The sequence below is a fragment of the Citrobacter sp. Marseille-Q5395 genome, from assembly GCF_947057495.1.
In the GTDB taxonomy this organism is placed as follows: domain Bacteria; phylum Pseudomonadota; class Gammaproteobacteria; order Enterobacterales; family Enterobacteriaceae; genus Citrobacter; species Citrobacter murliniae.
The window spans coordinates 1-14,368 of record NZ_CAMSEL010000016.1; the positions used below are offsets into that span (position 1 = coordinate 1).

The 14,368-nt window shown below is 52.6% G+C and carries 9 protein-coding genes; 6 read left to right on the forward strand and 3 right to left on the reverse strand.

All coding sequences use genetic code 11. The features are described from left to right. Positions 1-163 precede the first annotated feature (163 nt). Positions 164-607 carry an acetyltransferase gene (locus OH663_RS17530; protein ID WP_048222517.1) on the reverse strand — a complete coding sequence of 148 codons (444 nt, stop codon included), beginning with the start codon at positions 605-607 and terminating at the stop codon, positions 164-166. Between the two features lie 157 nt (positions 608-764). On the opposite strand from OH663_RS17530, the gene metA reads away from it, so the two are divergent. From metA to aceK, 4 genes are all read left to right on the forward strand, one after another. Next, the gene (gene metA / locus OH663_RS17535; RefSeq protein WP_045438413.1) at positions 765-1,694 is read left to right on the forward strand and encodes a homoserine O-acetyltransferase MetA; all 930 of its coding nucleotides are present in this window, start codon (positions 765-767) and stop codon (positions 1,692-1,694) included. 268 nt (positions 1,695-1,962) lie between these two features. Next, positions 1,963-3,564, forward strand: a complete 1,602-nt coding sequence (gene aceB, locus OH663_RS17540; RefSeq protein WP_200013357.1) for a malate synthase A — start codon at positions 1,963-1,965, stop codon at positions 3,562-3,564. Positions 3,565-3,595: 31 nt separating this feature from the next. Next, on the forward strand, positions 3,596-4,900 hold the full coding sequence (aceA, locus tag OH663_RS17545) for an isocitrate lyase (protein ID WP_045438418.1): 1,305 nt from the start codon (positions 3,596-3,598) through the stop codon (positions 4,898-4,900). Between the two features lie 107 nt (positions 4,901-5,007). After that, complete coding sequence (aceK, locus tag OH663_RS17550) at positions 5,008-6,741, forward strand: bifunctional isocitrate dehydrogenase kinase/phosphatase (protein WP_045438421.1); 1,734 nt, start codon at positions 5,008-5,010, stop codon at positions 6,739-6,741. A 103-nt stretch (positions 6,742-6,844) separates the two neighbouring features. Here aceK and iclR read toward each other — a convergent pair whose 3' ends face one another. Further along, positions 6,845-7,669 (reverse strand): glyoxylate bypass operon transcriptional repressor IclR, encoded by an 825-nt coding sequence (gene iclR / locus OH663_RS17555; protein ID WP_048222507.1) that lies wholly within the window; start codon positions 7,667-7,669, stop codon positions 6,845-6,847. 195 nt (positions 7,670-7,864) lie between these two features. Here iclR and metH point away from each other — a divergent pair, with 195 nt between their 5' ends. Both metH and OH663_RS17565 read left to right on the forward strand, forming a co-directional pair. Further along, entirely contained in the window at positions 7,865-11,548 is a 3,684-nt protein-coding gene (gene metH, locus OH663_RS17560) for a methionine synthase (RefSeq protein WP_200013358.1), read from the forward strand. A 151-nt stretch (positions 11,549-11,699) separates the two neighbouring features. Then, positions 11,700-13,331, forward strand: a complete 1,632-nt coding sequence (locus OH663_RS17565) for a Na/Pi cotransporter family protein (protein ID WP_045438428.1) — start codon at positions 11,700-11,702, stop codon at positions 13,329-13,331. 67 nt (positions 13,332-13,398) lie between these two features. Here the strand turns inward: OH663_RS17565 and pepE are convergent, their stop codons facing one another. Continuing rightward, positions 13,399-14,088 (reverse strand): dipeptidase PepE, encoded by a 690-nt coding sequence (gene pepE / locus OH663_RS17570; protein WP_200013360.1) that lies wholly within the window; start codon positions 14,086-14,088, stop codon positions 13,399-13,401. Positions 14,089-14,368: the final 280 nt, after the last annotated feature.

A 14,368-nucleotide genomic window follows, 5' to 3' on the forward strand; every position in this document is an offset into this window, starting at 1 on the left:
GAAACGCCGTAGCGCCGATGGTAGTGTGGGGTCTCCCCATGCGAGAGTAGGGAACTGCCAGGCATCAAACCAGTGAAGAAGCCCATCCTGCCGGATGGGCTTTTTTGCGTCTGCGGACTGCAGGAAACACTGTCGTCCGGCAATACAAACCGTACTGAATCCCTTATTCTCCGGTATACGCGAGATGCAATAACGGATACGGCTTTCCAAGGTCATCAACCTCTGAACGTCCCGTCACCTTAAATCCCATCTTCTTATAGAATCCAACGGCTTGTTCATTTTGCTCATTAACGTTGGTCGTTAACCTGGGGGCCAGCATCAGTGCATGCTCAACCAGCCATTTCCCCACACCACATCCGCGAACATCAGGATCGACGAATAAGGCATCCATATGTTCATCTGTGAGCAGCATAAAGGCGATGGGTTCATCCTGTTCCGTTACCGCAACCCATAGTGGAGCTTCTGGCAAAAACGAACGGACCAGTTCTTCCAGCTCAATACGGTAATCAGATGAGAGAAAATGGTGAGTGGCATCGACTGAACGACACCAGATAGAAACTAACTTATCGCTTTCGTCCGTGCGTGAACGACGAATGGTCAGAGCCATAGCATTCTCCTTTTATCTTTACTGCACTATTCTACAGCAAGGGGATGTGAAACTTTCTCACCTTGGGCATACAGACTCGACATTCGTATGATTCCTGGGTATCTTCAGCTATCTGGATGTCTAAACGTTTAAGCGTATGTAGTGAGGTTATCAGGTTATGCCAATTCGCGTGCTGGACGAGCTACCCGCCGTCAATTTCTTGCGTGAGGAAAATGTCTTTGTCATGACGACATCTCGCGCTTCCGGTCAGGAAATTCGTCCACTAAAGGTACTTATCCTCAACCTGATGCCGAAGAAGATTGAAACGGAAAACCAGTTTCTGCGTTTACTGTCGAACTCACCGCTACAGGTGGATGTTCAACTATTACGCATTGATGCACGTGAGTCACGTAACACTCCTACCGAGCATCTAAATAACTTTTACTGTAATTTCGAGGATATCTGCGACCAGAACTTCGACGGACTGATCGTGACCGGCGCGCCGCTGGGTCTGGTTGAATTTAACGATGTGGCTTACTGGCCGCAGATAAAACAGGTTCTGGAATGGGCAAAAGACCACGTCACGTCGACACTGTTTGTCTGTTGGGCGGTACAGGCTGCACTTAATATTTTGTATGGCATTCCCAAACAAACCCGCACGGACAAACTCTCGGGCGTCTATGAACACCATATTCTGCATCCTCATGCCTTGCTGACGCGTGGTTTTGATGACGCATTTCTGGCACCGCATTCACGCTATGCTGATTTTCCAGCAGCACTTATCAGGGATTACACCGATCTTGAGATCTTTGCGGAGACGGAAGAGGGTGATGCCTATCTGTTTGCCAGCAAAGATAAGCGTATTGCATTCGTGACGGGCCATCCAGAATATGATGCCCATACTCTGGCCAGTGAATATTTTCGTGACGTCGAAGCGGGTTTAACTCCGGATGTTCCATACAACTATTTCCCGAAAGACGACCCGCAAAACAAACCGCGGGCAACCTGGCGCAGCCATGGTAATTTGCTGTTTACCAACTGGCTCAACTATTACGTCTACCAGATAACGCCATACGATCTGCGTCACATGAATCCAACGCTGGATTAATCTTCTGTAGCCAGCGATCCTTAAGCGTTTCAGCATATTGAATCAGGCACCTTCGGGTGCCTTTTTTATTTCCGAAACGCACCTCATCATGTAATTAATTTTTATTTTTAATGTTATCAATAAGTTAATTGATAATTAAATTAAAAATGGAAATTGTTTTTGATTTTGAAATTTAATTGAGTAGTCTTAGTTGTGCTGAACGAAAACCGCACAACGATCCTTCGTTCGCATTGGGGATGGTTTTGGATCAATGACGAGGAACTACGCAATGAATCAACAGGCAACAACAACCAATGAGCTGGTGTTTACCAGACCGCATGGCGAGCAAGAACAGCAAGTTCTGACTGAAGAAGCGGTGGAGTTTCTGACTGAACTGGTGACACGATTTACACCAAAACGGAATAAGCTTCTCGCTGCACGTATTCAACAGCAGCAGGATATTGATGACGGTAAGTTGCCTGATTTTATTTCGGAAACAGCTTCCATTCGTGAAGGTAACTGGAAAATTCGTGGTATTCCTGATGACTTGCAGGATCGTCGTGTAGAGATCACCGGGCCTGTTGAACGCAAGATGGTGATCAACGCGCTGAATGCGAACGTCAAAGTCTTCATGGCTGATTTTGAGGATTCACTGGCCCCCGAATGGAGCAAAGTCATCGACGGGCAAATTAACCTGCGTGATGCGGTAAACGGTACCATCAGCTACACCAATGAAGCCGGTAAGATTTACCAGTTGAAACCCAATCCGGCGTTATTGATTTGCCGTGTGCGTGGCCTGCACTTGCCGGAAAAACATGTGACCTGGCGCGAAGAAGCGATTCCCGGCAGCCTGTTCGACTTTGCTCTCTATTTCTTCCACAACTATAAAGCGTTGCTGGCAAAAGGCAGCGGTCCCTATTTCTATCTGCCGAAGACTCAGTCCTGGCAAGAAGCTGCCTGGTGGAGTGAAGTCTTCAGCTATGCCGAAGACAGATTTAACCTGCCGCGCGGAACTATCAAAGCTACGTTGCTGATTGAAACGCTGCCAGCTGTCTTCCAGATGGATGAGATCCTGCACGCACTGCGTGACCATATTGTGGGCCTGAACTGCGGCCGCTGGGATTACATTTTCAGCTATATCAAAACGCTGAAAAATCACCCGGATCGTGTTCTGCCGGATCGTCAGGTCGTGACGATGGATAAACCTTTCCTCAGCGCGTACTCGCGTCTGCTGATTAAAACCTGTCACAAACGCGGCGCATTTGCGATGGGCGGTATGGCGGCATTCATCCCCAGCAAAGACGCCGAACGTAACAACCAGGTACTGAACAAAGTTAAAGCGGATAAAGCGCTGGAAGCCAATAACGGTCATGACGGGACCTGGGTTGCTCACCCGGGGCTTGCAGATACCGCAATGGCGATTTTCAACGATGTGCTGGGGGAAAACAAAAACCAGTTATTCGTGACCCGTGATGAAGATGCGCCGATCACCGCAGAACAGCTTCTCGCTCCATGTGAGGGTGAGCGCACTGAAGAAGGGATGCGCGCCAATATCCGCGTTGCTGTGCAGTACATCGAAGCATGGATCTCCGGCAATGGCTGTGTGCCGATTTATGGTCTGATGGAAGACGCGGCGACCGCCGAAATCTCCCGAACCTCTATCTGGCAGTGGATCCACCATGAAAAAACGCTGAGCAACGGCAAACCTGTCACTAAATCCCTGTTCCGTCAGATGCTGGCAGAAGAAATGCTGGTTATTCAGGACGAACTGGGCGAACACCGCTACAGCAGCGGGCGTTTTGACGATGCCGCGCGCCTGATGGAGCAAATCACCACTTCTGACGAACTGATCGACTTCCTGACCCTGCCGGGTTACCGCCTGCTGGCTTAACTCACCACATCATAATATGGAGCATCTGCACATGAAAACCCGTACTCAACAAATCGAAGAATTACAAAAAGAATGGACACAACCGCGCTGGGAAGGCATTACCCGCCCATATAGCGCGGAGGAAGTGGTGAAATTACGTGGCTCAGTCAACCCGGAATGTACGCTGGCGCAGCTTGGAGCGGCGAAAATGTGGCGTCTGTTGCACGGCGAATCGAAGAAAGGCTACATCAACAGTCTCGGTGCGCTGACCGGTGGTCAGGCGCTGCAGCAAGCGAAAGCCGGTATTGAAGCGGTCTATCTTTCTGGCTGGCAGGTCGCGGCAGATGCTAACCTGGCTTCCAGCATGTACCCGGATCAATCGCTGTACCCGGCGAACTCGGTGCCGGCAGTGGTGGATCGGATCAACAACACCTTCCGCCGCGCGGATCAGATCCAGTGGTCTACCGGTATTGAACCGAACGATCCGCGCTATGTGGACTACTTCCTGCCGATCGTCGCTGATGCTGAAGCCGGTTTTGGCGGCGTACTCAACGCTTTCGAACTGATGAAATCGATGATTGAGGCTGGTGCAGCGGCTGTTCACTTCGAAGATCAGCTCGCCTCCGTGAAAAAATGTGGTCATATGGGCGGCAAAGTGCTGGTACCGACTCAGGAAGCTATCCAGAAACTGGTGGCGGCACGTCTGGCGGCTGACGTGATGGGCGTACCGACGCTGGTTATTGCCCGTACCGATGCTGACGCGGCAGATTTGATCACCTCTGACTGCGATCCATACGACAGCGAGTTCATTACCGGCGAGCGTACCAGTGAAGGGTTCTACCGTACCCATGCGGGCATTGAACAGGCAATCAGTCGCGGTCTGGCCTATGCACCGTATGCTGATCTGGTGTGGTGTGAAACTTCCACCCCGGATCTCGAGCTGGCTCGCCGCTTTGCCGATGCGATCCACGCTAAATATCCGGGTAAACTGTTGGCCTACAACTGTTCACCATCGTTTAACTGGCAGAAGAACCTGGACGACAAAACCATTGCCAGCTTCCAGCAGCAGCTGTCGGACATGGGCTATAAATATCAGTTCATTACTCTGGCGGGTATCCACAGCATGTGGTTCAACATGTTCGATCTTGCACATTCCTATGCGCAGGGCGAAGGCATGCGCCACTACGTCGAGAAAGTCCAGCAGCCAGAATTTGCGGCGGCGAAAGACGGTTACACTTTCGTATCCCATCAGCAAGAAGTGGGTACCGGTTACTTCGACAAAGTGACGACCATTATTCAGGGCGGCGCGTCATCCGTTACTGCGCTGACGGGGTCGACGGAAGAATCACAGTTCTGATTGTCCTGATGCCCGGTGGCACTGTGCTTACCGGGCCTACGGATCTTCGTAGGCCGGATAAGTGAATGCGCTATCCGGCAATCTCCGGTTCTGGATGAGGGCAAAAGATGTCGCGTGGCCTGGAATTACTGATTGCTCAAACCATCCTGCAAGGCTTTGATGCGCAGTATGGCCGATTTCTGGAAGTGACGTCCGGTGCGCAGCAGCGTTTTGAACAGGCCGACTGGCATGCGGTTCAGCAGGCGATGAAAAGCCGTATCCACCTCTACGATCATCATGTGGGCCTGGTGGTGGAACAGTTACGCTGTATTACCGACGGCAAAAGTACCAATGCGGAGTTTTTACTTCGCGTCAAAGAGCATTACACCCGGCTATTGCCGGACTATCCGCGCTTCGAGATTGCGGAGAGCTTTTTTAACTCTGTTTACTGTCGGTTATTTGACCATCGTTCGCTGACTCCCGAGCGTCTGTTTATTTTTAGCTCCCAGCCAGAACGCCGCTTTCGAACCATCCCACGTCCGCTGGCGAAAGACTTTTTCCCTGATTCAGGATGGGAATCGATGCTCGCGAGGGTACTCAGCGATCTGCCTCTGCGTCTGCCGTGGCAGAACAAAATTCGTGATATCCATTACATCATCGGACACCTGACGGAAACTTTTGGTGCGGATGTGTTGCAGCGCTGCCATTTGCAGGTGGCGAATGAACTTTTTTACCGCAATAAAGCCGCCTGGCTGGTTGGGAAACTCATAACGCCTTCCGGTACTTTGCCATTTTTACTGCCGATACACCGCACCGACGAAGGTGAGTTATTTGTTGATACCTGTCTGACAACTGCTGCGGAAGCCAGTATCGTGTTTGGCTTTGCCCGCTCTTATTTTATGGTTTATGCCCCGTTGCCTGCGGCGTTAGTGGAGTGGCTGCGCGAGATCCTGCCCGGTAAAACCACCGCCGAGTTGTATATGGCGATTGGCTGTCAGAAGCATGCGAAAACAGAAAGCTATCGCGAATATCTGCTCTATCTTGCCGGGAGCGACGAGCAGTTTATTGAGGCGCCGGGAATACGCGGCATGGTCATGCTGGTTTTTACGCTGCCGGGATTCGATCGGGTATTCAAAATTATTAAAGATAAATTTGCGCCGCAGAAAGAGATGTCTGCTGCCCATGTCCGTGCCTGTTATCAACTGGTGAAAGAGCACGATCGTGTCGGACGCATGGCGGACACCCAGGAGTTCGAGAACTTTGTATTGGATAAGCGGCAAATCGCCCCGGCGCTGATGGCACTGCTGCTACAGGAAGTCCCTGAAAAGATAACCGATCTTGGCGAGCAGATCGTTATTCGACATCTGTATATCGAACGCCGGATGGTACCGTTGAATATCTGGCTGGAGCAGGTGGAAGGGCAGCAACTGCGGGATGCAATTGAAGAGTATGGCAACGCTATTCGTCAGTTAGCCGCTGCCAATATTTTCCCTGGTGACATGTTATTTAAAAATTTTGGTGTCACCCGCCACGGGCGTGTGGTGTTCTACGACTATGATGAAATTTGTTACATGACGGAAGTGAATTTTCGCCATATCCCACCGCCGCGTTACCCGGAGGATGAGCTGGCAAGTGAGCCATGGTACAGCGTTTCTCCAGGTGACGTTTTCCCGGAGGAGTTCCGTCACTGGCTGTGTGCCGATCCGCGTATTGGACCGTTGTTTGAAGAGATGCACGCTGATCTGTTTCGTGCCGACTACTGGCGGGCGTTGCAGACCCGAATTCGGGAAGGACATGTGGAAGATGTCTACGCTTACCGCCGCAAGCAACGATTTAGTGTGCGTTACAATCAGCAGGACTAGCGTAATTTTGCGTTAATTGCCTGACGTCGCTGTGCCTATCAGGCTCCGGCGATCTCCGGTTTGTAGGCCGGGTAAGGCGTAGCCGTTACCCGACAAAAATGCCTTAACGAATCCCGCCGTATGCCAGCGTTACCTCTTTCGCCGCTTTAATCGCCATCGCGCCAAACTCAGTAACGCGATCGTCGGTGATACGGGAAATCGGTCCGGAGATAGAGATGGCGGCAAATGGCTCACGATGCTCATCGTAAATGCACGATGCCACGCAGCGCAGGCCAAGTGCATGCTCCTCGTCATCAAACGAATAGCCACGTTTACGCGTCTGGGCGAGGTCTTCTTTCAGATGTACTGGCGAGACTAGTGTGGCGTGAGTATAAGCATGCAGGCCTTTACGGTGCAGCAGACCAGTAACCTGTTCTTCGCTTAATTGTGCCAGGAATGCTTTTCCCGCGCCGGAAGCGTGCATTGGCAGCTTGCCGCCAATGGGGGCAGACATACGCATCAGCTGTGTGCACTGCACCTGGTCGATAATAATGGCCTGATGGTCGCTCTGATCCAGCACCGCCAGGTTCACTGTTTCGCCGGAGTCTTCCATCAGCTTACGCAGAATCGGATGGACAATCGCCAGCAGGTTGCGGCTTTGCAAAAAGCTGCTGCCGACGATAAACGCATGTGCGCCCACGGCCCAGTGTCCCAGCTCGCCAACCTGGCGGACAAAACCCTGTTGCTGCATCGTGGTCAGCAAACGGTGCGTGGTGGAATTGGGCAGACCAGCTTGTTGCGCCAGTTCGGTCAGCGCTACGCTGCCGTTGGACTCAGCAATCCACTCCAGTAATTTCAGGCCTCGGGTCAGAGACTGAACCTGCCCGGTTGCAGGCGTAGTAGTGGCGGCAGGTTTTCTACCGCGTTTCGCGGGGACAGTGGCAACCATGGCAGACTCCTTTTCTGTATCGTGGAAATCATTTTCGTTTTATTCAATTATAATGCAAGAATTCCTGTACTGATCGGATGAGTGAAGCTGAACATGTCTCATGTTGGCTGTTGTTTGCTTTTCCGTCATTAATCTTTGTGCGAGTATGGTTCGTTGAGCTTTTTTCGGTCTGGTTGAGCGTTGTCGGGAGTCAGTGTGAGTAGCAAAGTTGAACAATTACGTCAGCAGTTAAAAGAACGTATTCTGGTGCTGGACGGCGGTATGGGCACCATGATCCAGAGTTATCGTCTGAGTGAAGAGGATTTCCGCGGCGAGCGCTTTGCCGACTGGCCGAGCGATCTGAAAGGCAACAATGACCTGTTGGTGCTCAGTAAGCCGGAGGTGATAACCGCGATCCATAACGCCTACTTTGAAGCGGGCGCAGATATCATCGAAACCAACACCTTCAACTCCACGACCATCGCCATGGCGGATTACCAGATGGAATCCCTGTCGGCGGAAATCAACTTTGAAGCGGCAAAACTGGCACGTGCCTGTGCGGACGAATGGACGGCACGCACGCCGAACAAACCGCGCTATGTCGCGGGTGTCCTCGGCCCGACTAACCGCACCGCGTCTATCTCACCGGATGTTAACGATCCCGCCTACCGTAATATCACCTTTGACGGACTGGTGGCGGCTTACCGTGAATCTACCAAAGCGCTGGTGGAAGGTGGTAGCGATCTGATCCTGATTGAAACCGTTTTTGACACGCTTAACGCGAAAGCGGCCATATTTGCAGTGAAAACAGAGTTTGAAGCACTGGGCGTTGAGTTGCCGATCATGATCTCCGGCACCATCACTGACGCCTCAGGACGTACGCTTTCTGGTCAGACGACTGAAGCATTTTATAATTCACTGCGCCACGCCGACGCGCTCACCTTCGGCCTTAACTGTGCTTTAGGTCCGGATGAGTTGCGCCAGTATGTGCAGGAACTGTCACGTATTGCTGAATGCTACGTAACCGCGCACCCGAATGCTGGTCTGCCGAACGCCTTCGGTGAGTACGATCTTGACGCTGATACCATGGCGAAGCAAATCCGCGAATGGGCACAAGCGGGTTTCCTGAACGTGGTTGGTGGTTGCTGCGGCACCACGCCGGAACACATCGCAGCAATGAGCCGCGCGGTTGATGGCCTGGCCCCGCGCCAGTTGCCGGAAATCCCGGTTGCCTGCCGTTTAGCCGGGCTTGAACCTCTGAATATTGGCGACGACAGTCTGTTCGTCAACGTTGGTGAGCGTACCAACGTCACCGGCTCGGCCAAATTTAAGCGCCTGATCAAAGAAGAAAAATACAGCGAAGCGCTGGACGTTGCCCGCCAGCAGGTGGAAAGTGGCGCGCAAATTATCGATATCAACATGGATGAAGGGATGCTCGACGCCGAAGCGGCGATGGTGCGTTTCCTCAACCTGATCGCCGGTGAGCCGGACATCGCCCGCGTGCCGATTATGATTGACTCCTCGAAATGGGATGTCATCGAAAAAGGTCTGAAGTGCATTCAGGGTAAAGGCATCGTTAACTCTATTTCGATGAAAGAGGGTGTAGAAACCTTTATCCATCACGCGAAGTTGCTGCGACGTTACGGTGCGGCGGTGGTGGTTATGGCCTTTGATGAACAGGGTCAGGCCGATACCCGTGCCCGTAAAATTGAGATTTGTCGCCGGGCGTACAAAATTCTTACCGAAGAGGTAGGCTTCCCGCCGGAAGACATTATCTTCGACCCAAACATCTTTGCGGTTGCGACCGGTATTGACGAACATAATAACTACGCGCAGGACTTTATCGGCGCGTGTGAAGATATCAAACGCGAACTGCCGCATGCGCTAATCTCTGGCGGCGTCTCTAACGTCTCGTTCTCGTTCCGTGGCAACGATCCAGTGCGCGAAGCCATTCACGCGGTGTTCCTGTACTACGCCATTCGTAACGGTATGGACATGGGGATCGTCAATGCCGGACAACTGGCGATCTATGACGACCTGCCGGCCGAGTTACGCGATGCGGTGGAAGATGTGATCCTCAACCGCCGCGATGACGGCACCGAGCGTCTGCTGGATCTGGCCGAAAAATACCGTGGCAGCAAAACCGATGATACCGCCAACGCCCAGCAGGCGGAGTGGCGTAGTTGGGATGTGAAAAAACGTCTCGAATATTCGCTGGTGAAAGGCATTACTGAGTTTATCGAACTGGACACCGAAGAGGCTCGCCAGCAGGCAGCACGCCCGATTGAGGTCATCGAAGGGCCGCTGATGGACGGTATGAACGTCGTTGGTGACCTGTTCGGTGAGGGTAAAATGTTCCTGCCGCAGGTGGTGAAATCTGCCCGAGTGATGAAACAGGCGGTGGCATACCTCGAACCCTACATTGAAGCCAGCAAAGAAAAAGGCTCCAGCAACGGCAAGATGGTTATCGCTACCGTGAAGGGCGATGTGCACGATATTGGCAAGAACATTGTCGGCGTGGTGTTGCAATGCAACAACTACGAAATCGTCGACCTTGGCGTGATGGTGCCAGCGGAGAAAATCCTCAGAACCGCGCGTGAAGTGAATGCCGATCTGATTGGCCTCTCCGGGCTGATTACCCCGTCGCTGGACGAAATGGTCAATGTGGCGAAAGAGATGGAACGTCAGGGCTTTACTATCCCGCTGCTGATTGGTGGTGCAACGACGTCAAAAGCGCACACAGCGGTGAAGATCGAGCAAAACTACAGTGGGCCAACGGTCTATGTACAGAACGCCTCTCGCACCGTTGGCGTGGTTGCCGCTTTGCTGTCCGATACACAGCGCGATGATTTTGTCGCCCGTACGCGTAAAGAGTATGAAACGGTGCGTATCCAGCATGCGCGTAAGAAACCGCGTACTCCGCCAGTGACACTGGCTGCCGCGCGTGAGAACGATCTGGCGTTCGACTGGGCAAGCTACACACCGCCGGTGGCTCATCGTCTCGGTGTGCAGAGCGTTGAAGCCAGCATCGAAACGCTGCGTAATTACATCGACTGGACGCCGTTTTTTATGACCTGGTCGCTAGCCGGGAAATATCCACGCATTCTGGAAGATGAAGTGGTGGGTGAAGAGGCGAAACGTCTGTTTAAAGACGCCAACGATATGCTGGATAAACTCAGCGCCGAGAAAACGTTGAATCCGCGCGGTGTGGTTGGCCTGTTCCCGGCTAACCGTGTCGGCGATGACATTGAGATCTATCGTGATGAAACGCGCACACATGTGCTGAATGTGAGTCATCATCTGCGTCAGCAAACGGAAAAAGTCGGCTTTGCCAACTACTGCCTGTCTGACTTTGTGGCACCCAAACTGAGCGGCAAGGCGGATTACATCGGTGCCTTTGCGGTCACTGGTGGTCTGGAAGAGGACGCGCTGGCTGAAGCTTTCGAGGCGCAGCACGATGACTACAACAAGATCATGGTGAAAGCGATTGCCGACCGTCTGGCAGAAGCCTTTGCAGAATATCTGCATGAGCGTGTCCGTAAAGTTTACTGGGGCTACGCGGCGAACGAGAATCTCAGCAATGACGAACTGATCCGTGAGAACTATCAGGGTATTCGTCCGGCACCAGGTTATCCGGCGTGTCCGGAACATACCGAGAAAGCCACTATCTGGGAGCTATTGGATGTGGAAACGCATACCGGTATGAAACTCACGGAGTCTTTCGCCATGTGGCCTGGCGCATCGGTCTCCGGCTGGTATTTCAGTCATCCGGACAGTAAGTACTACGCGGTGGCACAAATTCAGCGCGACCAGGTTGAAGATTACGCCTTCCGTAAAGGGATGAGTGTGGCGGAAGTCGAGCGTTGGTTAGCGCCTAATCTGGGCTATGACGCCGACTGATTCACAAAACTGTCATCTTTCTTTACAACAAACAGGGCACTCAATGAGTGCCCTGTCTCTTTATTACATTTAAACCCTTATACTGAAGGGAACTTGTGCGCATTGTAGGCATGAGTTCAGGAACATATAAATATAAGGAGAACCTGATTCCGTGTTAACTCTGCTACACCTGCTTTCTGCTGTCGCTATGCTGGTTTGGGGCACTCACATTGTGCGTACTGGTGTGATGCGTGTCTTTGGTGCCCGTTTACGCACTGTGCTTAGCCGAAGTGTTGAAAAGAAGCCGCTCGCCTTTTGCGCGGGGATTGGCGTCACTGCACTGGTGCAAAGCAGTAACGCGACCACTATGCTGGTGACGTCGTTTGTCGCCCAGGATCTGGTGGCGCTCACGCCTGCGCTGGTCATTGTGCTTGGTGCCGATGTGGGGACCGCGCTGATGGCGCGTATCCTGACTTTTGATCTCTCCTGGCTGTCGCCACTGCTGATTTTTATTGGTGTGATCTTCTTTCTGGGGCGTAAGCAGTCCCGCGTCGGACAGTTGGGGCGCGTAGGCATCGGGCTGGGGCTGATCTTACTGGCGCTGGAGCTGATTGTGCAGGCGGTGACACCGATCACTCAGGCAAATGGAGTGCAGGTTATTTTCGCCTCGCTAACCGGCGATATCATGCTTGATGCGCTGATTGGCGCAATGTTCGCGATTATCAGCTACTCCAGCCTGGCGGCGGTTCTGCTGACGGCAACGTTGACCGCAGCGGGTATTATCTCGTTCCCGGTCGCCTTGTGTCTGGTGATTGGCGCGAACCTGGGCTCCGGTTTACTGGCGATGCTGAACAATAGCGCAGCCAATGCAGCAGCACGCCGTGTGGCGCTTGGCAGTCTGCTGTTTAAGCTGGTGGGCAGCCTGATTATTCTGCCGTTCGTTCATCCGCTGGCCAATCTGATGGATGAACTGCCACTGCCGAAATCTGAATTAGTGATCTATTTTCACGTCTTCTACAACCTGGTGCGCTGCGTAGCGATGGTACCGTTTGCCGAGCCGATGGCGCGCTTTTGCAAACGTATTATCCGTGATGAACCCGAATTAGATGCCCATCTGAAACCCAAGCATCTGGATGTCAGCGCGCTGGATACGCCGACGCTGGCGTTGGCCAATGCTGCCCGTGAAGCCCTGCGTATTGGTGATGCAATGGAGCAGATGATGGAGGGTCTGAAAAAGGTAATGCACGGCGAGCCGCGCGAAGAAAAAGAGCTGCGCAAGATGGCCGACGACATCAACGTGTTGTACACGGCGATCAAACTCTATCTGGCGCGGATGCCAAAAGATGAGCTGGCGGAAGAGGAGTCCCGACGCTGGGCGGAGATTATCGAAATGTCGCTCAACCTGGAACAGGCTTCCGATATTGTTGAACGAATGGGCAGTGAAATTGCCGATAAGTCGCTGGCCGCGCGTCGGGCATTTTCTCTGGAAGGGTTGAAAGAACTGGATGCGCTCTACGATCAGTTACTAAGCAACCTGCAACTGGCTATGTCAGTGTTCTTCTCCGGTGATGTGACCAGTGCCCGTCGTCTGCGTCGCAGCAAACACCGTTTTCGCATTCTTAACCGTCGTTACTCGCATGCGCACGTCGATCGACTGCATCAGCAGAACGTCCAGAGTATCGAGACCAGTTCACTGCATCTTGCATTACTTGGCGACATGCAGCGTCTGAACTCATTGTTCTGTTCTGTTGCCTACAGCGTGCTGGAACAGCCGGATGAAGACGATGAGCGGGATGATCATTAACTGACGGTGATACCTGATGACGCTGCGCTTCCAGCCTACCGGACTGCGTAGCGCCATCAGGCGCTAATTAAAAGCAGTGACCTGCTTCAAGGGCTACCGCTTCTTCACCCGCTTTGAATACGTAAGTGGTGTTCGGGCCGCCAAGAATGGCTTTATCGTTACTTACTTTGATCCAGTTCCCCTCCGGCAAACCAATCACTGTCAGTTCCGGTGCGACAACCAGCAGCTCGCGAATACGCTGTTCACGCGTTTCGCCTTTGTGGCCTTCCGGCAGCGCGTTGGTGAAGTGCGGGTTGATTTGTAGTGGGAACAGACCCAGGGCGTCAAAACCTTTTGGATCGACAATTGGCATGTCATTCGTGGTACGGATAGTCTGGCAGGCGAGGTTCGCACCCGCACTCCAGCCGATGTACAGCGCGCCGCGTTTGACCACGTCAACAATTGGTGCCAGCAAGCCACGCTCACGGCTCTCTTTCAGCAACTGGAAAGTGTTACCTCCGCCGACAATCACCACTTCAGCGTTCTCAATGGCTGCGACCGGATCGGCAACGGTATGAATGCCTGTGACATCGACGCCCATTGGCGCAAAGATGGCTGCCGTTTTCGCTGTATAGTCGTCCCAGGTTTGCGTGACACCAGCAAACGGAATAAACACCGCAGAGCGGCGACCGTTCAACTGCTCAGCGATCAGTGGCAGCGCGTGTTCCATCCAGCCTTTGCCTGGTAGTGTCGAGTTACTCAATAAAAGCAGTTCCATCATTTCTCCAGATAATCAGTAAATTACAAACCACAGTAATGCTACCACCGTCAGTGTAACACCTTACTGATATGGCTCACGATGTTGGAGATGAGGTTGTGGAAAGCGCCTCGCAATAATGCGTAATTTTTCAGGATGCTGCGATTGATACGAGAAACGATAACGGTGGAGAGGGGAGGCAGCTGTGTGCCAGGAGCAGACATTGGCTGAATTGAAAGTAGCCATGATGTGTTTTCATTATGGCCGGTTACGTTAGAATAGCCTCGTTGAAAACGATAGA